This is a genomic window from Butyrivibrio sp. WCD3002 (genome assembly GCF_000424265.1).
In the GTDB taxonomy this organism is placed as follows: Bacteria; Bacillota; Clostridia; order Lachnospirales; family Lachnospiraceae; genus Butyrivibrio.
Genome location: NZ_AUJO01000008.1, coordinates 94,698 through 121,172, shown reverse-complemented (window position 1 = coordinate 121,172; position 26,475 = coordinate 94,698). Strand labels below are relative to the sequence as shown.

The following is a 26,475-nucleotide window of genomic DNA, read 5'->3' as shown; positions in this document are numbered from 1 at the left end:
ATGAACAAAATGGAACTTAACAAAAACTGGAAAATGCACAAAGTGGGCGATGGCGACATGATAAATGCCGTAGTGCCCGGAACTGTTTACACTGACCTTCTAAGGGAAGGCAAAATGGATGATCCTTTTTTCAAGGATAACGAAGACAAAGCGTTAAAGCTCATGGATGATGACTATGAGTACATCTGCAATTTTGCAAAGCCTGCGGATGCAGATTCATCTGATGTTGTAATGCTCCACTGCGATGGTCTTGATACCATTGCGGACTTATACTTGAACGGAACGCTTCTTGGTAATGTCAATAACATGCACAGAACCTGGGAGTTTGACATAAAAGATATTCTTAAGGATGAAAATGAACTTAAGGTTTATTTCCATTCTCCCACGAAATTCATTGCAGAGGCTTATGAAAAGGCTCCTACAAAGGGTACAGATGATGCAATGCCCGGCTTTGTTCATATCAGAAAAGCGCACTGCATGTTTGGATGGGACTGGGGCGCACACCTTCCCGATGCCGGAATATTCAGACCAATCTCTGTCATTTGCTTTAACAAGGCGAGATTTGAATCTGTTTTGATCAGTCAGAATCATGACAATGTGAAGATTGATGATGCAGGCAATGAAAGCGGAAGCGTTGTTTTGGAACTAAAGCCGTCCATAAGAGATCTGTCTGTAGATAAAAACGATCTGAAATTTGACGTTGAGATCACATCTCCTGATGGTGAAGTGATAAACTGCGAAAATATCTCTTCTGAGCATATGGAGATAAGCGATGCTATATTCAACTATGCAAAGAGCGGTGCCCAGACACCTACAAATGCAGTAGATAGTCTTTGGGAGGATGTTAAGGGTACAGAGATCAAGATTGATAATCCTAAGCTTTGGTGGCCCAATGGCTACGGCAGGCAGCCTCTTTATACAGTTAAGGTAACCCTCAAAGATGATGCAGGAAATACGCTTGATGTATGGGAGAGAAAAATCGGTCTTAGAACCTGCACGGTAAGCACTCAGAAAGATAAATGGGGCAATGAATTCTGCTTTGTTGTAAATGGCGTAAAGGTCTTTGCAATGGGTGCAGACTATATCCCTGAGGATCATCTTCTTGGAAGAGTTACCCCTGAAGTTACAAGAAAGCTCCTTGAAAAAGCGGTATTTGCAAACCATAACTCCATAAGAGTATGGGGCGGCGGATACTATCCCGATGACTGGTTCTTTGATATTTGTGACGAGCTTGGACTTCTTGTTTGGGAAGACTTCATGTTTGCCTGCGGTGTATATGATCTTACACCTGAATTTGAGGCCAACATCAAGGCAGAGTTCAAGGATAACCTCTTAAGACTTCGCCACCACGCATCCCTTGGACTTATGTGCGGTAATAACGAGATGGAGATGTTCGTTGATTATGGCGTATGGGTTACAAAGAAGACAGAGAAGCGCGATTATACAATAATGTTCGAATATATCATCCCTAATATGATGAAGGAGTATGCTCCTGATGTTTACTACTGGCCTGCTTCACCTTCTTCAGGCGGATGCTTTGAAGAACCCAATGATGAGAACAGAGGAGATGTTCACTATTGGGAAGTATGGCATGGTAACCAGCCCTTCTCAGCATACAGACAGTTCTATTTCAGATTCCTCTCAGAGTTTGGATTCCAGTCCTTCCCTGCAGAGAAAACTGTTGAGAGCTTTACGGATGATCCTGAAGATAAGAATGTTTTCTCCTATATTATGGAAAAACACCAGAGAAATGGCGCTGCTAACGGTAAGATAATGAACTACATGCAGCAGACCTATCGTTATCCCAGTGATTTTGCAACCGTTATCTACGCATCTCAGATGCTTCAGGCAGATGCCATCAGATACGGTGTTGAGCACTTTAGAAGAAACCGCGGACGCTGCATGGGCGCTGTAGTATGGCAGCTCAATGACTGCTGGCCCGTTGCTTCCTGGGCAAGTATCGACTACTGCGGAAGACTTAAGGCTCTCCACTATGCAGAGAAGAGATTCTTTGCTCCGATCCTTGTTTCCTGTCAGGAAGAGGGCGAGATGACCAATCCTCAGCAGCTTAACTGGCTCCCCAGAGAGATTAAGCAAGAGGCGGTATTCAGTGTTGCCAACGAGACAAGACAGGATATCGAGGCAAAGGTTCGCTGGGCCTTGAGGGATGCTTCAGGTAAAATCCTTAAGGAAGGTGTAGCAGAGTTTGATTCTGAGAGAGAAGAGAATCCCGGCAGCGCCGGAAGTAACGGCACAATCCATGTACCTGCTCTTTCCAGTGTATGGACAAAGAAGGTTGATTTTGCAGATGCGGACAGATTCAGCCAGTATGTAAGCTACGAAGTAGAGGTTGATGGCAAGGTGGTTTCATCAGGAACCGTTATCTTCACAATGCCTAAGTACTTCAAGTATCAGAATCCTAAGCTTTCTGCCACAGTTCATGACGGTAAGATTACCGTTAAGGCTGATGCATATGCAAGAGGTGTTGAGATTCTTAATGACAATGAAGACCTTGTTCTTTCAGATAATTACTTTGATATGAACGCAGGTGAAGTTACCGTTGATATTATTTCCGGTGATGCTTCCAATTTAAGACTTAAGAGTGTATATGACATAAGATAATTTAAAAGACTTCCGAAGATAGGCGTTTATGCTTATTCTTCGGGAGTCTTTTTATTACATAGGGATTTTTCTTTGAAATAAAAAAATGCTCAGCAGGATGTTCTGGTTTATAAAAAATACTTGCGCTGTCAGGATAAAAGCATTAGCATATTTTTGGTTTAATTTTAGATATTTTAGTAAGTGAGGATATTATGAAGAAAGAAAAGCTAAAACCGATGCTGTTTTCGGTAATCAAGAAGTATTCCGCAAAGCAGTTCACAACTGATGTTATTTCCGGAATTATTGTTGCTATCATTGCACTGCCGCTTTCAATTGCGCTTGCTTTGGCTTCAGGTGTTGGCCCTGAAGAAGGTCTTTACACAGCAATTGTTGCAGGCTTCATTATTTCATTCCTTGGAGGAAGCCGTGTTCAGATAGCAGGTCCCACAGCAGCCTTTGCCACAATTGTAGCGGGAATTGTTGCTAAGAACGGAATGGAAGGCCTTATGATGGCTACCATTATCGCCGGCATAATCCTTATTCTGATGGGGCTTTTCAAGCTGGGAAGCCTGATCAAATTTATTCCTTATACAATTACCACAGGCTTTACCGCAGGTATCGCAGTTACAATTCTTATCGGACAGATTAAGGATTTCCTTGGACTTACATATCCCAAGGGAACAGTTACAATTGAGACAGTTGAGAAGGTGGAGGCTATTGCTGCCAACATCGGAACAATAAATTTTCAGGCAGTTATCGTCGGAGTAGTATGTCTCCTTATTCTTGTGATCTGGCCCAAGTTTTTCAAGAAAATTCCTGCATCCTTAATTGCAGTTACCGTTGGAATCCTTATGGTAAAGGTTGTAGGTCTTAAGGTTAATACAATCGGAGATCTCTACCAGATAAACGGAGGACTTCCTAAGTTCCATGCACCCAGCTTTTCATGGAGTCTTGTAAGGGCTTCCTTCTCAAACGGATTTACAATTGCAATACTTGCTGCTATTGAGTCTCTTCTTTCTGCGGTAGTTGCAGACGGAATGATCGGTTCAAAGCACAGATCAAATATGGAGCTTATTGCACAGGGTGCAGGTAATATCGGATCAGTTCTTTTCGGCGGTATCCCTGCAACAGGTGCTATCGCAAGAACCGCTGCTAATATTAAGAACGGCGGTAGAACTCCTATAGCAGGTATGGTTCACTCCGTTGTACTTTTACTGGTACTTGTGGTGCTTATGCCTTATGCAGCACTTATCCCTATGCCTACAATCGCTGCTATTCTTTTTCAGGTTGCATATAATATGTGTCAGTGGAGACCCTTCATGAAGCTCTGCAAGACAGCACCTAAGAGCGACATCATTGTACTTGTAATGACATTTGTACTGACTGTAGTATTTGACCTTGTTGTTGCTATCGAGGTTGGTATGATCGCAGCTTGTCTCCTTTTCATGAAGAGAATGAGCGAGGAGTCATCTGTTCGCGGATGGACTTATGTTGATCCTGATATTGACCCCGAGAATGACCCTGATGCCATTGAGCTTAGAGTAATTCCCAAGCATGTGCGAGTTTATGAGATCAGTGGTCCCATGTTCTTTGGTGATGCTGATGCTCTGGCAAATATCACTACCAAGGACTTTACAAAATGCCTTGTAATCAGAATGAGAAGTGTTCCTGCTCTTGATGCTACAGCCATGAGAGCCCTTGAAATGCTCTACGAAGACTGCAAGAAGAAGGGAGTACGCCTCATATTCTCACATGTAAATGAGCAGCCCATGAGAACCATGGAGAAGGACGGCTTTGTGGAGAGAGTCGGAAAAGAAAACTTCTGCCCGCACATTGATGATGCTTTAGAGCTTGCAGCTAAAGTGAATGCGGACTTTACATAAGCGCAGAACAGTTTGTATAATTTTATGAGAAAAGTTTTGTAGAGGAGGATTTCGAAATGAAGATTTGTTCAAAATGCAACGCGAATGTTGAAGATCATATGGCTTTTTGCCCTAATTGCGGCGCACCTGTTGAAGACGCTGCAGTGGCACCTGCAAGCGAGGGTGAAGCAGCTTCAACTGTTAACTCTGATGAACCTGCTCCTTCACAGCAGTATCAGCAGCCTCTGTACCAGCAGCCTGTTTATCAGCCGCAGTATCAGCAGCCCATGGGATATGCTCCTCAGGGCGGAGCTTCTTATGGATATATGCCTGTGAATAATGAGCCTGTTTCGCTTGGTGACTGGCTTCTCACATTCCTTATTACCTGTATTCCGCTTGTTGGTTTTATCATGCTTATTGTATGGGCAGTAAGTGACGGTACAAAGGAAAGCAAGAAGAACTGGGCAAGAGCCAAGCTCATCTGGATGGTAATTGCTTACGTACTTTCTTTTATTTTCATTATGGCATTTGGCGCTGTTTTTGCATCTGTTTTAAATGAGATCGGCGGATTATATTAAGAAGATTGATTTAATCTCTTGGTCTTAAATAGAAATTACCACGAACCTCATCCGTGCGAATAGAGTTGATGAAGGCGTTTTCGTCTATCTCCTTTATCGCGGGGATGAGTTTTCTTGTATCTGAAGCACTTACGACTGAGTATACGATCATTTTGTTCTGATGCTCGAAGGAGCCTTCGCCGTGAATCAGAGTTGCACCGTGATTGGCTACGCGGTATATAAGGTCGCAAACCTCAGCAGGCTTATCGGTGATGATGAAAAGAGTCTGCTGCTGATAAACTCTGTATAGAATATGCAGTACCTGAGTGGTTACATACTGGAATATCATGGAATAAAGAGCTTTATCCCAACCAAAATAGATTCCTGCTATAAGAAGGATCACGGTATTTATGCCAAGGATAAAGGGAAAAGCATCCACGCCTTTTTTCTGAGACAGATATATGGAGATAAAATCTGTTCCGCCGCTTGTAGCATCGACCATAAGGCACATGCAGATGGCAGCAGCATTTATAATACCACCGAAAACCGCAATAAGAAGCGGGTCATAGGTGATGGCATGGGCAGGAATGATATCTACAAAAAAGCCGTTGGCCAAAACCATTATCATTGAAAAAATGGTGAATCTTTTTCCTATGTAGCGAAAGCCCAGATAAATGGGGAAAATGTTAAGTACGATATTAACAGGTGAATATGGGATGTTTATGCCGAAATATTTAAGAACAATTCGCTGAACAACAATAGTAAGGCCCTGGGCACCGCCCGGGAACAGACCTCCTGCGTTGATAAATGACTGAATATTTACAGACATTAAAAGAGCTGCTGCGAGTACAACAACAAGACGAATTGAATCTTTTTTTAGGTTTGCCTTCATTTAAAATCCTCTGACAAAATATATTAATAATATACGCATATATTTGATGCGTTTTGTTATATAATCTCAGTATAATGCAGAAAAATAGCAATAACAACAAATAGATTGATTTATAATATCTACTGTGATAACTTTGTTGTGCAAATAATGAAAGCAGGGGACACCTAATATGTCAAATAATGATAACAAAATTAAGTATGGATTATATGGCAGTTTCTTCAAAAGATTGCTGGACATAATAATATCCCTGCTTGTACTGATATGCTTTTCCTGGTTGTATCTGATACTTGTAATCCTTGTGAGAGTTAAGCTTGGAAGTCCTGTCATTTTCAAGCAGCCCCGTCCCGGTAAGGATGAGAAGGTCTTTAATCTATATAAGTTCAGAACCATGACAGACGAAAGGGATGCAAAGGGAGAGCTTCTTCCGGATGAAGTAAGGCTTACAAATTTTGGTAAAAAGCTTCGAAGCACAAGTCTTGACGAACTTCCGGAGTTTTTCAATATCCTTAAGGGGGATATGAGCTTTGTGGGACCAAGGCCTCTTCTTGTGAAATATCTTCCTCTTTATAATGAAGAACAGCATCATCGTCATGATGTCAGGCCCGGACTTACTGGATGGGCACAGGTGAATGGACGTAACCTCCTTAGCTGGGAGGATAAATTTGAGAAAGATGTTTATTACGTAAGAAATCTTTCCTTCGCACTTGATGCAAAGATTATAATTATGACAATTAAGGTAGTACTTGATCACAGCGATGTTAACAGCGCGACGGATGCCACAATGGAGGCATTCACGGGAACACCAAAGGAAAAAGAAAGTGATCAGTAAGGAGCATTAAAATTATGAATATATTGTTTTGCAGTGTTGGTAGAAGATGTGAGCTTTTAAAGGACTTCAGAAATACCCTTGGTGATAAGGTAAGGCTTGTGGTAACGGATAACAGCCCCTATGCACCTGCCCTTGCTTTTGCTGATGCCAGCTATCAGGTTCCTTTAATAACAGATCCTACTTATATCGGAATAATCCTTGATATCTGTAAAAAGGAAAAGATAAATGCGGTTACGACTCTGATCGATCCGGAGATATCTATTCTTGCAGATAACCGTGCAAAATTTGAAGAGATCGGTGTGGAGGTTCTTGCTCCCTATAAGGAGACAGCGGACCTTTGCTTCGATAAATATGAGATGTTTAAGTACCTTAGTGATAAGGGGATTAATACTGTTAAGACCTATGGCAGCTTTGCAGAGTTTCATGAAGATTATAAAAAGAATGCCATATCACTGCCCGTTTTCGTAAAGCCGAGAACAGGAAGCGGAAGCGTTGGTGCCAGAAGAGTAGATACAATAGAGCTTCTTGAGGAAGTAACAGCAACTGATCCGTCGCTTATCATCCAGGAGCTTATGACCGGAAACGACATGGATGCAGATGTCTATGTTGATACCATTTCCAATGAAGTAGTGGCGATTTTTTCAAAGAAAAAGATATCAACTACAATAGGCGGTGCCAATAAGACAATATCCTTTAAGGATGAAGCGCTTTTTGATTTTGTAAAAAATGCCCTTAAGGTATTTAGATTTAACGGACCTCTTGATATGGATCTGTTTTATCAGGACGGAAAATACTATCTGTCAGAGGTTAATCCCAGGTTTGGAGGAGCTTATCTTCACGCCTACGGAGCAGGAGTTGATTTCCCTGCTTTCATATATAAGAACGTCCATGATAAGGAGAAAAATGAGCCTGTTATAGGACAGTATGATGAGGATGTTGTCATGATGATGTATGACAGCGTGGTTATCGATACGCTTTCTAACATAAAGGGCAGAATGCAATGAGAATTCTAATTTTGACCAATTATGCCAACGGTCTGTTTCTTTTTAGACGAGAGCTTCTGGAAGCATTTCTGGCGGACGGACATGAAGTTATTGTGTCAGTTCCTCCGGACGAAAATGTGGCAAAGCTTGAGAAAATAGGCGTTAAAATTGCAGAGACAAATTTCAACAGACATGGAATGAATCCTGCAAAGGATTTTGCCCTTATGCTGGCGTATAAGAAGCTTATTAAGGAGCTTAAGCCCGGATTTGTGCTGACCTATACCATAAAGCCAAATCTCTATGGAGGAATGGCAGCAAAGCTTACCCATACTCCCTATATCTGCAATATTACAGGCCTTGGAATGGCTATTGAAAACGGCGGAATCATGAGTAAAGCACTTATAGCTTTTTATAAGACTGCTACTTCCGGCGCAAGAAAAGTGTTTTTCCAAAACGAGCGTAATAAGAAATTCATGCAGGACAGAGGCGTTGCCCGTAAAAATGCCGGTCTCCTTCCGGGATCCGGAGTAAATCTGGCTGAGCATCCTTTTAGGGAATATCCTTCGGAAGCAGAGGGCATACATTTCCTTGCTGTGATAAGAATTATGAAGGATAAGGGAATATCTGAGTATCTCGAGGCTGCAAGGACCATTACCTCAGAATACGAAAATGTCCACTTTGACCTTGTGGGAGAATATGAAGAGGATGAGTGGGGGAACTATGAGTCTCTTATAAAGGAGATGGAGGAAAAGGGCATTATCACCTACCACGGACACCTTGACACTGTTGAGCCTATTATGTCGAAGAGTCACGTTGTTATTCATCCCTCCTATCATGAGGGAATGTCAAATGTGCTCCTTGAGGCAGCAGCCTGCGGAAGGCCTATCCTGTGCTCTGACATTAACGGATGTATAGAAGCAATCGAGCCTGAAAAAAGTGGCTTTACCTTTGAGATAAAGAGCGCAGAATCTCTGGAAGCAGCCATAAGAAAAATGCTCTCACTGTCAGAAGAAGACAGGGCTAAGATGGGAAAGCTTGGCAGAGAATATATTGAAAAGCACTTTGACAGACAGCTTGTTATAGATGCCTATAAAAACGTGCTTGAAGCTGCCAGGTAAGTTGACACGCAATTTGCATCAATCTTGAATCTTTGATTCAAGATTGTATAATATATTGGTAATATTCTATCTTACAGTCATGTGAGATAAGAAAATTTGACGAGGTATAAAAATGAGTTTATATGAGAGACTCCTTTCAGGAGAGGAGAAACTGTCACTTGTTGGACTTGGTTATGTCGGAATGCCTATTGCTGTGGCATTTGCAAAGAAAATCAAGGTAGTTGGATATGATTTCAATGCAGAGAAGGTTGCCCTTTATAAAAAGGGAATCGACCCTACAAGAGAGGTCGGAGATGCTGCAATAAAGGAGACAGCTGTAGATTTTACCGCTGATCCTGAGAAGCTGCGTGAATGTAAATTCCATGTAGTAGCAGTTCCAACTCCGGTTAACGAAGATCATACACCTGATCTCACCCCTGTTGAGAGTGCCAGCAGAACTCTTGGTAAATATCTCACAAAGGGTTCTATTGTAGTATATGAGTCAACAGTTTATCCCGGCGTAACGGAGGATGTTTGTGTGCCGATCCTTGAAAAAGAGTCTGGTCTTAAATGCGGAGTAGATTTTAAGGTTGGCTATTCACCTGAACGTATCAATCCCGGTGATAAGGTTCACAGGCTTGAGACCATAACCAAGATTGTTTCAGGTATGGATAAGGAGACTCTTGAGGAAGTAGCAAACGTTTATAAGCTTGTTGCTCTTGCAGGTGTTCACGAAGCTGAGAGCATCAAGGTTGCAGAGGCTGCAAAGGTTATCGAGAACAGCCAGCGTGATATCAATATCGCTTTCATGAATGAGCTTTCAATGATCTTCCACAAGATGGATATAGATACAAAGAGCGTACTTGAAGCAGCAGGAACCAAGTGGAATTTCCTGAACTTTAAGCCTGGACTGGTAGGAGGTCACTGCATCGGTGTAGATCCCTACTACCTTACATATAAGGCAGAGTCCCTTGGCTATCACAGTCAGATCATTCTTTCGGGACGCCGCATCAATGATGACATGGGTAAATACATTGCAGAGTCCTGTGTGAAGAAGCTGATTGCAGGTGATGTTCCTGTTAAGGGTGCAAGAGTTGGAATTCTTGGTTTTACCTTCAAGGAGAACTGCCCGGATACAAGAAATACCAAGGTAATTGATATCTATAATGAGCTTAAGGAGTACGGTATTGATCCTATCGTAGTTGATCCTACAGCTGACAGTGATGAAGCAAACAGACTTTACGGAATAGCCTTTGATACTATGGATGATATCCATGATATGGACGCTGTCATTGTGGCGGTTGCACATGAGGAGTTCCTTGGAATCACTAAGGAAGATATTAAAAAGTGGTATGCGCCTTCTCATACGAAGAGAGTATTCCTTGATGTTAAGGGAATTTACAATAAGAATGAGTTCGATGAAGCAGAGTTTGCTTACTGGAGACTTTAATTAAATGGGGGAATGCCGCCACCTTAAAAAGTGGCGGCGTTGTTGTATGAAGATATTAATTCGAATGGATGATATCGCGCCGGGTATGGATATGGGCAAATTCAGAAGATTTAAGAGACTTCTGGATGAGTACAATATCAGACCTCTTATAGGCGTGGTACCGGATAATAGGGATCCGAAGCTCAAGGTGGAGACTGAGGAGCCTGATTCAAAGCAAAAAAAGGGGATGGATGAAGAAGCAGAAAGCGAAGAGAATCCATATTTCTGGAGAATGGTGAGGGACCTTCAGTCAGAGGGATGGATTATAGCAATGCATGGTTTTCATCACGTTTATACCACCAAGAAGGGCGGAATGCTGCCTTTAAATAAACAGTCTGAATTCGCAGGAATTCCATATGAAAAACAGCTGGAGATGATTAGCGAGGGCAAGAAGATTCTGGAGAGCCACGGAATTGCCACAGATTTTTTCATGGCGCCAAGTCACAGCTATGACAGAAATACCATAACAGCTCTTGTGGAGAAGGGCTTTAGAAGAGTGACAGATGGTTTTGGAAGGAATGCCTACAGACGTTTTGATATGACCTTCTATCCTATTTCATATAGGAAGGACAGTGCTCTGACAGACGATCATGAAGGCTACACCACGTTTGTCGTTCATACAAATACCCTTACCAATGAAGATTTTAATTATTATTCCAAAGTCTTTGAGACGGGAAAGGTTGTCAGCTGGAATGAATGGCTTATGACCGACCCTGTGGAAGCAGGAGAGCTTCAGGGAATTAAGGAATACATTCTTGCAAGGATTAAATATATTTTAGTGCACAAGAGGTGGTAACAATGGCTGAGCCTATTCGAATATTACATGTTTTTGGTACATTGGGTCTTGGCGGAGCCGAGAGCCGAATAATGGATCTTTACAGACATATTGACAGGGATAAGGTGCAGTTTGATTTTCTTGTTCATTCATCAGCTGAGCCTACAGGTAAAAAGTGTCCCACATCCGATGAGCTTATGGCTGTTCGAAAGCCTGATTATTTCGATGCGGCAGTAAGGAAGCTTGGCGGAAATATCTACTGTGTTCCCAGATATCATGGAACTAACTTAAGGGATTATAAAAATGCGGTCCGTATGTTTTTCATGCAGCATAGGGGCGAGTGGAAAATGGTGCAGGGACATATGACAAGTACCGCTGCCATTTATCTTCCTATTGCCAAGACCTGCGGCATCGGAACTACAATAGCCCATGCCAGAAGTGCAGGAGTCGATCCCGGTATTAAGGGAATAGTAACCAAGATTATTCGTCATCCTTTGAGTAACACTGAGACCTGTGACCTTAGATTTTCATGTACAGAGAATGCGGCAAGAGCAGTGTTTGGAGATACCCTTACAGATGGCGGTCTTGTCAGAATAATTCCAAATGCCATAGACCTTAGAAGGTTTATTTATAATCCCGAGGCTAGAGAAAGGATCAGAAAAGAGCTGGGGCTTTCCAATGCAATAGTTATCGGTCATGTGGGCCGTTTCCACTATGCAAAAAATCATGAGTATCTGATAAAGGTATTTGCAGAGTTTTTGAGGATTCTAAGTCACGATGAAGCTAATTCCTTCAGTATGCTCCATGGCATGAGGATAAGGCTTTTGATGCTGGGTGAAGGCGAGCTGATGGATACAATGAAGCAGCTCTGTCACGACCTTAAGATTTCGGATAAGGTAATCTTTGCAGGCAATAAGAGTAATGCCAATGAATATTATCAGGCAATGGACTATTTTCTTTTCCCTTCACGCTACGAGGGTCTTCCCGGAACAGTAGTGGAGGCGCAGGCAGCAGGACTTCAGTGCCTTGTATCAGATTCCATTACCCCTGAGGTTGATATTACACCTCTTGTAAGCAGGATGAGCATCGAGGATGCACCTGCAACCTGGGCAAGAAAGATATTAAATGATCTGATGCTAAGTGGCATAAATGATGATGAATACGGCATTCCCATCGGAGACAGGGAGGCTTCATCAGGACCGATCACAGCCCAGATTGGCGCCGCAGGCTTTGATGTTAAGACTCAGGCAGAGATGATGTCGAAATTCTATTTAACAGGAAAATTTTCATGAAGAATATATGGAAGCATGTCACTGTAAATCAGTGATGTGCTTCTTTTTTTGCTGCGAGCGAAAGCGAGGGAAGAACATCCTTAGTTAACCGGTGTGTAGACATTTGTTGGACAGCAGGTGTTAGAATGCAGGTGTTAGAATACAGGTGTTTAATTTTTGAATAAGTTAGTGTATTATTTGTGTTTTTTTATAGGGGGAAATAGTAATGCCAAAGAAATCTTTGAAAAATGACAAAAACGGAATAAGTCTGTTTAATTACACCATTGCTGTAAGATCTGACTATTTTAGAAGACTGAGATACGTAGATATTTTCAGTGATGGAAATCAGGTTCCCAAAATGCCCGATGACCTTGAGATAGCAATTGATTATATAGCAATGACAGATGAAGAGCTTAAGGCAGAATATGATAAGCTTCTTGCTGATAATCCGAGCCTTTGGGAATACTCTTCAGGAGTGGATGATCAACCAAAAGGGGCGATGTCCCTTCCAAGACATATAAGAAATACCGGAGACAAAGATGTCCTCACAGAGTATTTAAAGGAAAATGAAGATAAGCTTAATTATGAACAGCAGTATCTGATAAACAGACGTATTAAAGCTACGGATAAAAAGCTTCAAAGCCAGGCAGAAAAGGCTCAGCAGATGGAACAGGAGGCTGATTTATATATTCTTCCTGAGGTTCATACTGAGATGCGTTTAGATGGTGATGAGGCCATAGAACTTACCGGCGTTCATCAGGAAAGTAAACAGTCCAGCGGAAACGGGTGCTGGTCTGTTTTCCTTGCAAATGCTGCAGGAAGCAGAGGAGTAGATATTACTCAGGAGGATATTCGTAGTTACAGACCTGAGCTTAAACCTGAGGCTGGGACAAAGGCAGATGTTTTTACTGATGATGCTTACAATACTGACAGTATTAATAATGCCTTGGAAATGGGCGACGGAGTCCTTGCCTATATGCCGGGTCAGATGCTGAGCGAGTTGGAGATAGCAAAATACAGTGATATCCACAAAAATAACGGTATAACACGTCGGCAGTTTGAAGAAAAAGCTATTACACAGCTTAAAACAACCATTAAGCATGCGCTAAAAGAAGACAAATCCCCGGTAGGACTGCTGGAAGCAGGTCACTATCTGACTATTGTCGGAATAGACGGAGACATTATTAAGTACAAGGATTCAGCAGGAGTAGATCCCGATCCTGATCATACTTATGAAGGCTCGCTAACAACGATAGCTACATCTGTGCTTAATGATCCGGAAATATCCGGAATACAGCTTACCTGGATGAAGGACGTTCAGCTATCAAAGGATGGCAGAACTATTTTTGGTGTGCCCAGCGATTATGTCCGCATGAGTCCGGACGGAACAGTTCAGGGACAGCCTGATCCCATACGACTTGGCGGCGGAATGCCTGAAGAAGGTCTGCAGATACAAAGCGTGGGTGTTGCGGTTTCCAGATATGCCGGAACAGAGGATACCAAACCTGAGCAGAATTACAGACCTGTTCTTACTGATGGAATTATAAAGACAGAGAAAGTATATCTTCCTAAGAAACTTAATGCCACATATCTGAATCAAAAGGCGGCTAATCGTTCAAATGAAGAAGAGAGACGCCTCCGAGAGGTTGATAACAATTACTATAATATGAACCGCCCATTGGAACCTGTTATGGCAGATCCCGGTGTGCCTGACTATGCACCTGCCATGGAGCAGGCTATGCAGCGCTATGAAAATGAAATCAATGAGTCCTGGAAGCATTCCATTGAGAACGGTATAGAGTTTATTAAAAACGGTGCCTCTGTTGAGTTTGATGATCTATCATTTATGACAACGGATAATCTTGATATTACAAAAATCAGCGATGAAGAGCGCCAGATAGCAACCAATGTATGTGAAGACATTTTCGGAACAGACAAGAGAGAGACATCTGTTTTTGATTCTGATAGTGTACTTAAGAAATTCACATATAAGAAAACTCCTGATGGTGAAACAGTGAACTTATGGGATGATGTAGAGTCGCAGCTTCGTAAGAACCCTGAGTTTGCAGGTTCAAATAATGAGGTTATCAGAAGCTTTATAAGACCGGTTATCCTTAGGGAAATGATGAACAAGGACAGTGCTCTTACCTTTGAAAATGGCGAAGGCAGTGTCAGAAATATTTTTGTAAATAAGTCAGAACAGGAAGTGTTCCCTGATATAAATTCAGTCCTTAAGGAAGATGAGTTTGTAGATAACACTATTAATTTGCCCAATGCTTATTATGAGGAAATTATCAATCCCTTTGGCAAGAATGATTTATTCTATGACGAGGAGGAAATAGACGACGAATTACCGGAGGCTGAGGCAGAAGGCAAAGATGCTGAGAACAAGCAGATTGTAAATGATAACGCTGATAACAAGGAGCCTCAAAATAACAGCGTAGAGAATAAACAGAATGTAAATAGTAACGATAATAATACTGACGCAAATAACGTAGATGATAAGAAAACAGATAACATCGTTAACATCAATGAAATGGCTGAGAAGGAAATCTACAAGGTTAGCGACATAGAAGATTACGATCCTGATGTTATTCTGAAATCTTTTGATGATGCGGGAACGGGCGCTGCTGATGGAAGCGAATTCCCCGAAACTAATCATGAGGCTCAGGGAGAGATGGATGCCTTTGCAGATTCGCTTCCTGTATCTGAGGATATGCGCCAGCCAAATCCCTTCGATGGTGTTAATCCGGAGGATGAAGCTACAAGTCCTTATAGTAAGGATGCCTGGGCTGAGCAGATCAATCCATTTGAGGACTATTCTGAAAATGTAGCCGGCGCTATGTATGCAGAAGCATCCAAAGTAAACGATGATGTAAAATTCTTCCGTGATCCCGAAAGAGAAGAAACTTACGCTGCACAGAGAAATACTGCAGAAAAGATCTGGTTTACAGAGTTTTATCTGGCTAAGGGTAAGGCTATCGAGGACACACACGGAATCTATACACCTTATGAACTTCAAAAAAAGAGTGACCTCATTGCAGATGCCATCGTAGATATAAATTCTTTTGAGGAGGCATTAGACGCTTTCGTAGCTATTGAGGCAAAAGCAAATATAGCTATAGGTAAGGAAGCAGCAAGGAAACAGCAGCAGCTCGAGCAGAGAGTAAGAATAAATACTGATAAGAAGCAGGCGGCGGATTATCTTGTTAAAGATGGTTCTTCCAAAGAAATTCAGTTAGGACGCGCCAAGAATGAAATGGAAGAGCTGATGCGTCAAAGGTTCCTTGAACTTCAGGGAGCAGAAGTTGATCCCTTCGGAAATATTGATTTTGACTCAGAACTGAATTATGCCCGTGAAAGATATCGCAAGGATTATCTTAAGGCAGCAGATGAGGGTGATTATGAGAGAGGAAGACTCATAAATGATGCAGATGAAATTGAAAGGCCTGAAGGAATTCTTCCTCCTGTAAAACATGGCAGGAATATTGATGAGTATGACAGGGTTCTCCATGCAAAGAAGCCTGTTGAAGTTGACGATATCGATACCATGGAAGATATATTTGACAAAGGGGCAAAAGCTGAGATGCCTACCAACTTTGTCAATACATATTATCAGGAACTTGACTCACTGCGAAAGCTTACGCCTGCCACGGAGAAGGTTAAAAAGACAATTAAATCAAGTAAGACCTTCTATAGAGCTCATAAACATGATTTGGATACTGTAGAAGATCTTGTATCAAATCTGTCGGGATATTATACAAAAAGTGAGACCGGTAATACCTATCCTCAGCTGGGAAATGCAGAGCTTTTGGAACTCCGCAGTGAATACATGCGGAATATTAATCGTATAAAGAATCTCCGTGATAATTACAGGGATTACAAAAATCATAAATATGAGAGCAAAGGAAGCAGAAAGCGTGTAACAGAAAATGACCTTAAGTCCTTTAATGATGCACTTAAATTATTGACAGATGATCTGCAGGTAATTGACAAGGCATTTAAGGCAAAGGAGAAGACAAGTCTTCCTCTTGCAGCATTCAAGCATTCAAAAGAACTGGAGAAGATCAATTATGTAAACGGTGTCTTCAAGCATCCGGGGCTCGTTGAATACAGTAGAATTTTTGTGAGAGATAATAAGACACCTGAAGAAATTCGCAAGCGTTTCGAGGAGTCTACTCCCGGCCAGATACTGACCGAGTACCAGACTGCTCTTGCTACGAAGACCTGGCTTTATGAGTATCTGCCTAAGGATAATAAGATTCCTGCAAACATAGAGAACACCTCTGATATAGAGCAGATAGAAAAATATATGAAGCGCAATAGTCTACTGCTCACAGATCAGGAGAAGGCTCATTTACAGGCTCATATTAATTCTGCAATTCGTGCCGAAAACATCAACGATATTGCAGAGAATAACTTTAATAATCTTGAGGATTACTACAAGGTTGGGAAGCCTACCGTTATCGTTACAGGTGAAGAAGGTGCCGAACTTGACATTCATCAGGAGGGCTTCCAGTCCAGCGGAAACGGATGCTGGTCTGTTGCCGGCGCCATGATGGTTAACAGCCGCGGTGGTCAGAGACTTGTAAAACAGGAGGATATCAGAAACTACAGGCCAAAGCTTGCAGAGGGTGAAGTATTCGACAAAAACGGAATGCTTGACAGTGCCTATAACGAAGACAGGGGCAAAAACATAATGGATATGGGTGACTCTATCCTTGAGTATGCACCTAACACCATGCTAAGACAGCTTGATATTGCTCCATACAGTGATATTGCAGAGAAAAAGGGCATTTCTCCAGACGAATACATAGAAAATGCTACTAACGCTATCAAGAAGCAGCTTTTATATAGCATAAAAGTTGACAGGAGCCCTGTTGCTTTCCTGAATGGTAGTCATTACATCACAATCACCGGAATAGACGGTAATATCATAAAGTACAAGGACAGCTCTGAAAATAAAGCTAAGAGGCTGGGAGTAAACGCAGATCATACTTATGTTATGTCCATAGATGAGCTTATAGGAGATAAACTCACAGGTCCTGCCGCAAAATGCGCTCCTTTGCAGTTTACATGGATGTCTGACATAAAGCTCAACAAGGATCTGAAGCAGATTCATGGAGTGCCCAGTAAGTATGCAACTGTTGCAACAGACGGAACAGTTTATCCTGCTCCTGATGCAATACAGGCTTTTTCAGATGCAGAAAATACTGTTGCCAACAGAAACGGTGTGAGATTCTGTCGCCTTGGAGGAGATGAAGAAAATAATAAGTCAGGAGCTAGAAATGAAGATATCATCGGATCCGATGGTATTTTAAAGGTGGAGAAGGCTTATCTTCCCAAGAAGCTCAATATGATGTATCTCATGCATGAGGCTGAAAGAAGACCTCATGAAGAGGATGAGAGGCTTAATAATAACGATAAGGAGATGCTCGGAATAGACAGGGGCATTCCCTACAATCCGGAAGAGGTTATTGACCTTCCTGAAGTTCCTACAAATGACCTTGGACAGGACGGCCCCAGTGCAGGAACCGGAGACTTTGGAGCATCAGGTAAAGACGGAAAAGCACAAGGCGGACAGGACCACGAAGGAAGTAACGGGGACGCTGATTATGGTGATGAAATGTCTGAAGATAAAAAGCTTCAGATGGTCAGAGACATAAACAAAGTTGCAACGCAGCTTTCCGAAAAAATGGATAAATCCACACCCTGGTATATTAACAGCTTTACTGACGCACTATGGATAACTGATACAAGTGTTGATTTTGATGATCTAAAGGATGGTCTTAATAGTCTTAAAAGCCTTTCAGCAGATGCTTTGAAGGATGGCGGTAAGAATATCACAGATCAGAAGCTGAATGAGATGATGGAAGTTATGAATGCATCCATAACTTCATCTAAGGAGTATTTGAACTATAAATCCGATCAATTCAAGGAAGATGGTACCAGAAAGAACGGTAAATCCAAATCAGGCACAGAGCAGGCTAGAATAAAGGCAGTTGTTGAATCCTATGATGAACTGACCAAACTAAGTACAAGTATTACTGCGGTTGTTAAAAAGCAGAGTAAGGACTATTTGAAAATTCAAAAGAAGAAGGCAGCAGATAATACGAAGGATTATACAGATCTTTTGGTATCTACAAACTCTGTTGAAATTAATAAGCTTCAGGCTGATTCTTATAAAGACAGAGCCGAAATACCTGAGCATTATAAGAGACGACTTGTAAGGCTGGAAGCTATATATAGCAAGAAACCGGAATTCCTTGAAGAATTTCATAATAGACACGTAATTAAATATAAGGAAGTACAGAAAGGCGATAAGACAGAAAAGGTTTCGATATTTACTGAGCTCAAAGAGATTAAGGATGAGTTCAAACCCATAGGACCTGCAAGCAAAAATGCAAAACTTTCTGACAAAGATTTTGCTGCAATTGCCATGGCAGAATCTACAACGAAAGAGGTCTTCAAAGCAGAACTTGATAAGCTTAAAAAGAATAAGACATTTGATGGAATAAGTGAGGAAGTAATGATAAATAATTATGCTTCCCATACTTACAACTGTATCTGCGCTGAGGTCCTCTACAAACTTACGGATATTATTCCTTTTGCAGAGAAAGCAAGACAAAAAGCTGTAAAAGATCTTAAAGCTTATGAAGCAGGCGATAAGAAACCTCTCGCAACTGTTCTTGCAAATAGTCTGAATTTTATGACTGCTAAATGGAAAGCAGAACTGACGGCTACTAATGGTACTGAGGGAGAATTTGCCATAAATTCTGAAATGGGTCAGCGTATGTACAAAATGCTGGAACGTGACCCTGAGCTTATGGATCTTGCAAGGCAGGCAGGGCTTAAATCTGAAACATATTTTAACCTTAAGGCAATGGAAAAGCATGGCAGAACGATTATTAATGGTGATAACATGCGCAATGAGCTTTTACAAGCCAAAGAGAAAGAATTGTTAAAGGATAAACAGTGGAAGGACAAAGATGTCAAGGATGACCGTTATGCCGATTTAATCCTTACAGAGGCACTAAGACAGGAGAAGTTTAAAGCGGAAGCAAGGAAAGATAATTTGGTCTCAGAGATAAAAAAGCATAACGATGCGATGGACAAGGAGTTCTGCGAGAAGAGAAGAATTGCCACAGCCAGACAATTGATTGGAGTAATCAGGGCTTATAAGGACAAGGCAGATTTCAAGGATATTGCTGACAGATTTTACAGAGAATATAGGGCCGAAGGATTTACAGACAAGGATACTGTCGATAATAATGAAAAACTTGTGGACTTATTGGACAAGTATAATGCTGAGATATTCACTTATAAAGATAATAAGTATCGTAGTATGGAGGACCTGGAGAGGGAACTTATAGCCTACTACCATGATGAAATACATGCAATCAAAATAAGAAGAAGGCTTGAAGATGGGCCCTCCTTTGGTGACGAAGCATCTCTTGAATATGCTGTTGCTGAGACAAAGAAGTATTTAAATAAATGCGAAAAGAAAATGAAGGAGGGTATAAAACTCACTTCCGAAGAGGATGACAAGTACAGATATCTTAAGGATATTACTGACAGATATGCAGAACTTGGAGCAGACAATAGAAAGCTCGGCGAATTCGAAAGACAGAAGCTGGATGAGACAGGCCACATAAAATTGAGGCAGCTCCTTATCGCTAATGATCTATATTTGAAGAATGTAGATCAGAATGAGATTGCCGAACAATTTAACATTGTAGATCAACATGAAGACCTGAAAGAGAGATTTAAAGTCTTCATGAGATATAAGGGTCTTGATCAACTGTCTCCCAAGGAATTTGCCCGTGCTATTAACACTAATAGCAAGCTTATAGGTAGTAATCTCTTTGGCGATTTAATTCAGTTTGAAAGAGACTTAAAAGCAGGTAAGATCAAGCTTAATGAGCAGCCCGTCATCAATAAGGAAGCCGATAAACAGGTTGAGAATGCAGGTAAAGGAAAGAACAAGGCTGAGAACGTAAATGAAGCAAATAAGGTCACAGAAGCCCAGGGCGTAAAAGAAGTTGAGGATATGAAGATTGGCGAAGTTAAAAAGGTTACCGTCGATGACATATTGAAAGTCAAGATCGGCGAAGATGCCAAGCCCGGAGCTGATGCTTCCAAGATTACCGCGAACGACATACTGAATGTTGAGATATCTTCAGAAAAGAAACCTGCTGCAGGTGCAGACAACGAGAAAGTGCACAAGATTACAGCTGATGATATTCTCGATGTGAAGATAGGAGTGGACGAACCCAAGAAGGCAAAGAACAAAAAGATCGCTATTATGGAAGGCAGCGGAAATAGTCACTCTACCGGTAAAAAGAAAAACACTATTATTATGAACTGATATGTACCCTCTTTACTGGACAAAACAGTAAGGAGGGTATTTTTATGCGCTCAAACTTGTTTGTACAACTTGAACATATATGTTTAAAAAGCTATAATAGTGATAAATAATAAAAAGGAAGTCTGCGTATGATTGACATAGATTGTGAATATAAACTCAAAGAAGATATTGAGTTTATTATCGAAACAGAAAAAATAAATAAGATAGAATTATCAAAAAAGACTGGAATTTCCAGGGTGACATTGGATGGGGTTTCTAAAAACGGGACAATAACTGATAGTGTATGTGAGAAATTTTATTCATATGTTTATGAGAGCAACTATAGGATAAACGCTGTAAAAGAGGAATTGATAAAAGAAAAGTATGGTTACGTGCTTTTTCATGGGTCTAAAAATGGTTTATCACAGGTTACTGTAAACGGTTCCAGAAACAATTGTGATTTTGGTAATGGTTTCTACTTAGGAGAGACTTATGGTCAGGCATTATCGTTTGTTTGTGAAGGTGATAAATCCTCAGTATACTCATTTAGATATTCTCTCGATGATTTGAATGTTTGTAAGTTCGATTGCTCTATGGAATGGATGCTTGCGATTTGCTATCATCGAGGAACTCTTGGGGGATATTCGGATAATGAGAAGGTAAGAAGCATAATAGAAAAAATAAATAAGGCTGACGTTATCATCGCGCCTATCGCGGACAATAAGATGTTTTACGTTATGGCGCAGTTTACTGATGGTGAAATAAATGCTGATGTAGCTCTTCATTCATTGTCGGCATCGAAGCTTGGATTTCAATATATTTTTAAAACAGATAAGGCACTGGATAAGTTGATTCCAATTGAAAAGTATTATCTATGTATTCCTGAACGTGATGAATGCAAGAAATTACTCATAGAGCGAGGATTCGAAATTGATACTAAGTTAAAACTTGCAAAAAGAGAGTTTAAGACGGGGCTTTATATAGAGGAGATTTTTGATGAGAGAGTTTGACCACAATGGGCTGTTGCTTGCGGAATATCAAGGGAAACTGTTTGAAAAATCTAATGACTTAACTTGCTCTACAGCTATCTTTTTAAGGAGATTTCTTCATTCCGATTTACTAAAGTCTTTAGATACAAATAACCCATCGTTATTATCATTGGACGTGAATGAAGGCATTACAAGTATTATCCAGCAGTTTGGTGACACGGATTACGGAAAGATAAAGTACTCTAGAAGTTCATTATTCTGGATGGGATATATGTATCGATATATTTCATATACAAGAGAAGTTTCTACCAAATTTGTTATGGACTTATTCGCTCATAAGCAACTGAATGATGTATATTACACTTTTCATACTCAGGATCCGGAATGGTGCATCAGAAGCTTGCTTGATATCAATGATTTAGATGATGATATTTTTGATTGCAATTTGCGGTTAAAAAAGACAATAAAAGATAAAGGCGTGTATTAATCTTGTTTGTTTGAAATGTACAAACAAGTTTGATTTGCTTTATGCCTCTTTGTTTTTTAATTTTGCATTTATAAAATCTTCCCATTCTTTACAGATTTTGTCTGGTTGAACCCTTGACACTACAGATTTGGCGGTCTCTCCCAGTGTGGCTGCGAATTCGTTATCCTTTAGAATTCGTAACATGGCATCGGTTAGAGCTTTCTCATCCCTCACAGGAGTAAGGAGGCCGGATTTGCCATTATCTATGAGCATACGGGAACCGCCACAGGGACAGTCCGTTGAGATGCTGGGGATGCCAAGGGCCATTGCTTCTATAAGGGCATTTGGCATGCCTTCAAAATCAGAGGACAGCACGAACATGGCAGAGCCTGTGATTTCGTTTTTAAGATTTGAGCTTGGAGGTAAAATGAAAACCTTCTCTTCGAGATGATTCTCTCTTATGTATGATGTAAGGCCATCCAATATATCCCCTTCCTGGGAATCACCGTAGATGTACAGTGAATAGTCAGGATAGTCTCTTGTTATATTGTTAAATGCCTTAAGAAGAAGCAGCTGGTTTTTCTGAACCGAGATTCTTCCCACATTTACAATTTTCTTTGAATTAGCTCTACTTCCATCGGAGCTATTCATATCCGCATTAAGGTAATTTTCATCGATAGGATTAAAAATAATTGTTGACCTTTTCTGGAAATCTTCGGAAAAATAATGCATGGCATCCGGGGTCTGGAATACGCAGCCCACTGCCTTTTTCTCCATGTACCGGGTTGCAAGCTTATGAGGTGCATAGTCAACCTCCGGATTATTGCGGACAGAGACTATAAGAGGCGTGCGTGTCCCAAAGAGGCTGAAGGCACTTCTGAAATTGGCCTTGGCGCAAAAAGAGATAACAAGATCAGGCTTTTCGCTTTTTACGCAGTCACGAAGTTTAAAAAGTCTGGTGAAGGCCTTCTTGATGCGGCTGTCTTTTTCTTCGTCCTTGGTTAAGCCAACGGAAATACGCCTTACCTTTTCTGAAAGCTTATATTCATTTTCTGAAAACCACTGGGTTGCAACGATGACGTCGTGACCTGCATCAGCAAATTTTCCTGAGAGGATGCTGACTACATGCTCTGCGCCGCCGCGGCCCATGCTGTTTAAATGAAAAAGAATTTTCATGTTTAAATGTGCCCCTTGTTTTTTACAAGATCTGATAGGAAATCCTCATACCAGCTAACGAGCTGCTCAAGGTCGTAGCCGTGGGAACGGATGGATTCACGCTGGCAGGATCTGTCTGCCTGTTCATTTTTATTTCTTATACTGATAGCTTCATCAGCCCAGCTCTCTGCTGAGTCGGAAAGAGACTTTCTTGTGATAAGCCCAGCTGTTACAGATACATTCGGAGTGATGGTATCCGATATCAGCATGGGGAGTCCGCTTACCTGTGCTTCTATCAGAGTCAGCGGAAGTCCTTCAAACAGTGACGGGAATATCATCGTATCGAAGGCTGAAAAGAAAGCCTGCGCATCATGCCTTATTCCGGTCAGGATTACCTTGGTTACAAGATTGAGAGATTTAATCTTTTCCAGAATTTCAGGCTTTAAGTCTCCTTCGCCAAGACAGATGAGAACTGCTTTATCGTCCTTCTCTGCAATCTTTGCAAATACATCCATAAGGAAGGTGTGATTTTTTGATGCAATGAAGTTGGCGATATGGCCGTAGATATGCTTGCCCTCAAGATTAAACTCACGAATTATCTGCTCTCTGTATTCATTCCTGAACTCAAACTTGTTGAGGTCGATAGCATTGTTTATTACTTCAAAGCTCTTATTTCCATACATCCACCTGCCTGCATTTTCCGAGCATGCAAGCCTTACATCCGTGTTCTTAATAAGAATGGGTCTGCTTAGGAAATGAGTAAGCTTCTTGGGATCAGTTTCGTTGTGTGAATGACAAACAGTTATTGCACCTGCCTTTTTCGCAACCAGTAACTGCGGTGCCACAAGCGCATTGGCAGTATGCCTTATGACAATGTCATATCCTTCAGCACTTATGATATTGCTGAGCTTATTGAAATTCTGGATAGGATGAGCCATCATCCTGGGCAGCTGAAACACCTTTCCACCCATTTCTCTGATCAAGTCATCATAACCGCCGTTTCGCACATCATGAACCGCAAAATCAAACTGAAACCGTTCCTTATCTATGTTCTCATAGATATTCATTATGAAGTTTTCCATTCCGCCAGGATACATCGCCCCAACTATATGCAGAACCTTGATCTTTCTATCCATGTCCACCTCATAAAAGTTTGCTAAAAAAGTAAGAGTAGTATAACATATTTAAAGGATAATACATAGAAGGAGCGCCTATGTGCGGAATCTGCGGATATATTTCCAGAAACAGAATAACAGAAGATGAGCTTCGTGCCATGAATGACACCATAATACACAGAGGCCCCGATGACAGCGGAGTCGAGTTGTATTCCGGTAAAGATGGATACGTAATAGGCTTTGCGCAGAGAAGACTTTCAATCCTGGATCTGTCACCTCTTGGACATCAGCCAATGACAACGACAGATGGCAGGATTTCTGTCGTTTTTAATGGAGAGATTTATAATTACCGGGAGCTGAAAAAGCAGCTTTCTGATTACCCTTACAAATCAACCTGTGATACAGAGGTGATACTGGCGTCCTACCTTAAATGGGGAAGAGACTTTGTAAAGCACATCCATGGAATGTTTTCCATAGCTCTTTATGACAGGGAGAATCAGGACGTTCTTTTTGCAAGGGACAGAATAGGCAAAAAGCCCCTCTATTACTGGCTTGAAGATGGTAATCTTGTATTTGGTTCTGAGCTTAAGCCCATAATGAAGTGCCCGGGCTTTAAGGGACAGATAAGAACATCCATCATTCCAAGATACCTCTATCAGCAGTATATAAATGCACCGGAGACCATTTTTGAGAACGTATATCAGGTAGAACCGGGTCAGCTGCTTGTTTTCAATCAGGGCAATATCACTAAGGAAAAATATTGGAGCATCAGAGATGCTTATAAAGATAATGTAAACAGGAAGGTAGAGAGCTATGAGGAAGCCAAGGCAGGTCTAAAGCAGCGTCTTAAAAAGTCTGTGGCAGACAGAATGATAGCTGATGTGCCTCTTGGAACATTTTTATCAGGCGGCTATGACTCATCACTTATAACGGCCCTTGCTCAGGAGAATTCTGAGAGCCCCGTAAAGACCTTCAGTATAGGTTTCAATGTTCCAGAGTATAACGAGGCAGAATATGCAGCTAAGGTTGCAAAGCACCTTGGTACAGAGCATACAGAGCTTTATATAGATGAATCCGAGATGCTTGAGCTGGTGGACAGTATACCGCAGTATTTTGATGAGCCCTTTGCGGACGAGTCAGAGATTCCTACAATGCTGGTGTGTAAGCTGGCAAGGCAGAATGTAACCGTAGCCCTTTCCGGGGATGGCGGCGATGAATTCTACTGTGGCTACAATATCTATGACAGAGCAGTTCAGGCAAAAAAGCTTGACGGCGTAGGTGCAATAGTTAATGCCGTTGGTCAGATACCTCTTGGCAATGAAAAGCTCCTTAGAAAGCTTCCCTACAGTGTTCAGGCTGTGGCTGATAACAGAGATCCTGAGACAAAGACGCAAGTTTCTGCACCTAAATACATTCCTGCAGCCCATGCTTTTATTTCCGGCAGGGAAGAGATGGATCAGAGAATGACCTATGCGCAGTATATGAGCAGGGAGTTTTTAGAGGATGGTGTTTTCCCCTGCAAGTATCCTGTTGAGTCCTGCTACGGTGTGGAAAACTGGCAGGTTCGAAGAATGCTCCTTGATATGGATACATATCTTCCAAGTGACATTCTGGTTAAGATGGACAGGGCGGCCATGAAGTATTCTCTTGAGTGCAGATGCCCTATCATGGATACGGAGGTTATGGAGTACAGCTTCCGAATCCCTCATGAATTTAAATATAAGGACGGCGTTAAAAAATATATCCTTAAGGATATCGCCTATGACTATATTCCAAGAGAGCTTTTGGACAGGCCAAAGAAGGGCTTTAGTGTCCCTATGGATGCATGGCTTCGCGGTCCATTAAAGGACAGACTTATAGATTACAGTAATGAGAGCTTTCTTAAAAATCAGGGAATCTTTGATGCTGCTTATGCATCAGGTTTCATAAGAGATTTTCTTGTAAAGGGAGATGGAGGCTCCGGCAGCGGCGCCAATTTCTCCAACTTGGCATGGAGCTTTTTCATATTCCAGCAGTGGTATGAGAAGCACATTAATAATAATTAACG

General features: G+C 41.4%; 16 protein-coding genes. 13 read left to right on the top strand and 3 right to left on the bottom strand.

Annotation, left to right across the window (positions count from 1 at the left end; all coding sequences use genetic code 11):
* From G608_RS0110720 to G608_RS23250, 3 genes are all read left to right on the top strand, one after another.
* Complete coding sequence (locus G608_RS0110720) at nucleotides 1–2,622, top strand: beta-mannosidase (RefSeq protein WP_026496019.1); 2,622 nt, start codon at nucleotides 1–3, stop codon at nucleotides 2,620–2,622.
* Between the two features lie 191 nt (nucleotides 2,623–2,813).
* Nucleotides 2,814–4,484, top strand: coding sequence for a SulP family inorganic anion transporter (locus G608_RS0110715; protein WP_026496018.1), 1,671 nt, complete (start codon nucleotides 2,814–2,816; stop codon nucleotides 4,482–4,484).
* 56 nt (nucleotides 4,485–4,540) lie between these two features.
* On the top strand, nucleotides 4,541–5,041 hold the full coding sequence (locus tag G608_RS23250; protein WP_155833271.1) for a zinc-ribbon domain-containing protein: 501 nt from the start codon (nucleotides 4,541–4,543) through the stop codon (nucleotides 5,039–5,041).
* Between the two features lie 10 nt (nucleotides 5,042–5,051).
* Here G608_RS23250 and G608_RS0110705 read toward each other — a convergent pair whose 3' ends face one another.
* Nucleotides 5,052–5,912 (bottom strand): YitT family protein, encoded by an 861-nt coding sequence (locus tag G608_RS0110705; protein ID WP_026496016.1) that lies wholly within the window; start codon nucleotides 5,910–5,912, stop codon nucleotides 5,052–5,054.
* 169 nt (nucleotides 5,913–6,081) lie between these two features.
* Here G608_RS0110705 and G608_RS0110700 point away from each other — a divergent pair, with 169 nt between their 5' ends.
* From G608_RS0110700 to G608_RS0110660, 9 genes are all read left to right on the top strand, one after another.
* Nucleotides 6,082–6,741: a sugar transferase gene (locus tag G608_RS0110700; RefSeq protein WP_035795334.1), complete on the top strand. Its 660-nt coding sequence runs from the start codon at nucleotides 6,082–6,084 to the stop codon at nucleotides 6,739–6,741.
* A gap of 14 nt (nucleotides 6,742–6,755) precedes the next feature.
* Nucleotides 6,756–7,745 (top strand): ATP-grasp domain-containing protein, encoded by a 990-nt coding sequence (locus G608_RS0110695; protein WP_026496014.1) that lies wholly within the window; start codon nucleotides 6,756–6,758, stop codon nucleotides 7,743–7,745.
* Nucleotides 7,742–8,842 carry a glycosyltransferase family 4 protein gene (locus tag G608_RS0110690; RefSeq protein WP_026496013.1) on the top strand — a complete coding sequence of 367 codons (1,101 nt, stop codon included), beginning with the start codon at nucleotides 7,742–7,744 and terminating at the stop codon, nucleotides 8,840–8,842. Before G608_RS0110695 ends, G608_RS0110690 begins: the two co-directional genes overlap by 4 nt.
* A 112-nt stretch (nucleotides 8,843–8,954) precedes the next feature.
* Nucleotides 8,955–10,271 (top strand): nucleotide sugar dehydrogenase, encoded by a 1,317-nt coding sequence (locus tag G608_RS0110685; protein WP_026496012.1) that lies wholly within the window; start codon nucleotides 8,955–8,957, stop codon nucleotides 10,269–10,271.
* A 46-nt stretch (nucleotides 10,272–10,317) separates the two neighbouring features.
* A complete protein-coding gene (locus G608_RS0110680; protein ID WP_026496011.1) occupies nucleotides 10,318–11,106 on the top strand; it encodes a DUF2334 domain-containing protein in 789 nt (262 codons plus the stop codon).
* A 2-nt stretch (nucleotides 11,107–11,108) separates the two neighbouring features.
* Entirely contained in the window at nucleotides 11,109–12,377 is a 1,269-nt protein-coding gene (locus tag G608_RS0110675; protein ID WP_026496010.1) for a glycosyltransferase, read from the top strand.
* Between the two features lie 205 nt (nucleotides 12,378–12,582).
* On the top strand, nucleotides 12,583–20,724 hold the full coding sequence (locus tag G608_RS0110670) for a hypothetical protein (protein ID WP_026496009.1): 8,142 nt from the start codon (nucleotides 12,583–12,585) through the stop codon (nucleotides 20,722–20,724).
* A gap of 128 nt (nucleotides 20,725–20,852) precedes the next feature.
* Nucleotides 20,853–21,713, top strand: a complete 861-nt coding sequence (locus tag G608_RS0110665) for a DUF3990 domain-containing protein (protein WP_026496008.1) — start codon at nucleotides 20,853–20,855, stop codon at nucleotides 21,711–21,713.
* Entirely contained in the window at nucleotides 21,700–22,179 is a 480-nt protein-coding gene (locus tag G608_RS0110660; RefSeq protein ID WP_026496007.1) for a hypothetical protein, read from the top strand. The genes G608_RS0110665 and G608_RS0110660 overlap by 14 nt, the downstream gene beginning before the upstream one ends.
* 39 nt (nucleotides 22,180–22,218) lie before the next feature.
* Here the strand turns inward: G608_RS0110660 and G608_RS0110655 are convergent, their stop codons facing one another.
* Both G608_RS0110655 and G608_RS0110650 read right to left on the bottom strand, forming a co-directional pair.
* Nucleotides 22,219–23,334, bottom strand: coding sequence for a glycosyltransferase (locus tag G608_RS0110655; RefSeq protein ID WP_026496006.1), 1,116 nt, complete (start codon nucleotides 23,332–23,334; stop codon nucleotides 22,219–22,221).
* 2 nt (nucleotides 23,335–23,336) lie between these two features.
* Nucleotides 23,337–24,449, bottom strand: coding sequence for a glycosyltransferase family 1 protein (locus G608_RS0110650; RefSeq protein WP_026496005.1), 1,113 nt, complete (start codon nucleotides 24,447–24,449; stop codon nucleotides 23,337–23,339).
* Between the two features lie 77 nt (nucleotides 24,450–24,526).
* On the opposite strand from G608_RS0110650, the gene asnB reads away from it, so the two are divergent.
* Nucleotides 24,527–26,473, top strand: a complete 1,947-nt coding sequence (gene asnB / locus G608_RS0110645; RefSeq protein ID WP_026496004.1) for an asparagine synthase (glutamine-hydrolyzing) — start codon at nucleotides 24,527–24,529, stop codon at nucleotides 26,471–26,473.
* Nucleotides 26,474–26,475 lie beyond the last annotated feature (2 nt).

Bases quoted from the DNA above. Each gene is read 5' to 3' on its own strand.
- G608_RS0110720 (WP_026496019.1), top strand. From the start codon at position 1: ATGAACAAAATGGAACTTAACAAAAACTGGAAAATGCACAAAGTGGGC.
- G608_RS0110715 (WP_026496018.1), top strand. From the start codon at position 2,814: ATGAAGAAAGAAAAGCTAAAACCGATGCTGTTTTCGGTAATCAAGAAG.
- G608_RS23250 (WP_155833271.1), top strand. From the start codon at position 4,541: ATGAAGATTTGTTCAAAATGCAACGCGAATGTTGAAGATCATATGGCT.
- G608_RS0110705 (WP_026496016.1), bottom strand. From the start codon at position 5,912: ATGAAGGCAAACCTAAAAAAAGATTCAATTCGTCTTGTTGTTGTACTC.
- G608_RS0110700 (WP_035795334.1), top strand. From the start codon at position 6,082: ATGTCAAATAATGATAACAAAATTAAGTATGGATTATATGGCAGTTTC.
- G608_RS0110695 (WP_026496014.1), top strand. From the start codon at position 6,756: ATGAATATATTGTTTTGCAGTGTTGGTAGAAGATGTGAGCTTTTAAAG.
- G608_RS0110690 (WP_026496013.1), top strand. From the start codon at position 7,742: ATGAGAATTCTAATTTTGACCAATTATGCCAACGGTCTGTTTCTTTTT.
- G608_RS0110685 (WP_026496012.1), top strand. From the start codon at position 8,955: ATGAGTTTATATGAGAGACTCCTTTCAGGAGAGGAGAAACTGTCACTT.
- G608_RS0110680 (WP_026496011.1), top strand. From the start codon at position 10,318: ATGAAGATATTAATTCGAATGGATGATATCGCGCCGGGTATGGATATG.
- G608_RS0110675 (WP_026496010.1), top strand. From the start codon at position 11,109: ATGGCTGAGCCTATTCGAATATTACATGTTTTTGGTACATTGGGTCTT.
- G608_RS0110670 (WP_026496009.1), top strand. From the start codon at position 12,583: ATGCCAAAGAAATCTTTGAAAAATGACAAAAACGGAATAAGTCTGTTT.
- G608_RS0110665 (WP_026496008.1), top strand. From the start codon at position 20,853: ATGATTGACATAGATTGTGAATATAAACTCAAAGAAGATATTGAGTTT.
- G608_RS0110660 (WP_026496007.1), top strand. From the start codon at position 21,700: ATGAGAGAGTTTGACCACAATGGGCTGTTGCTTGCGGAATATCAAGGG.
- G608_RS0110655 (WP_026496006.1), bottom strand. From the start codon at position 23,334: ATGAAAATTCTTTTTCATTTAAACAGCATGGGCCGCGGCGGCGCAGAG.
- G608_RS0110650 (WP_026496005.1), bottom strand. From the start codon at position 24,449: ATGGATAGAAAGATCAAGGTTCTGCATATAGTTGGGGCGATGTATCCT.
- asnB (WP_026496004.1), top strand. From the start codon at position 24,527: ATGTGCGGAATCTGCGGATATATTTCCAGAAACAGAATAACAGAAGAT.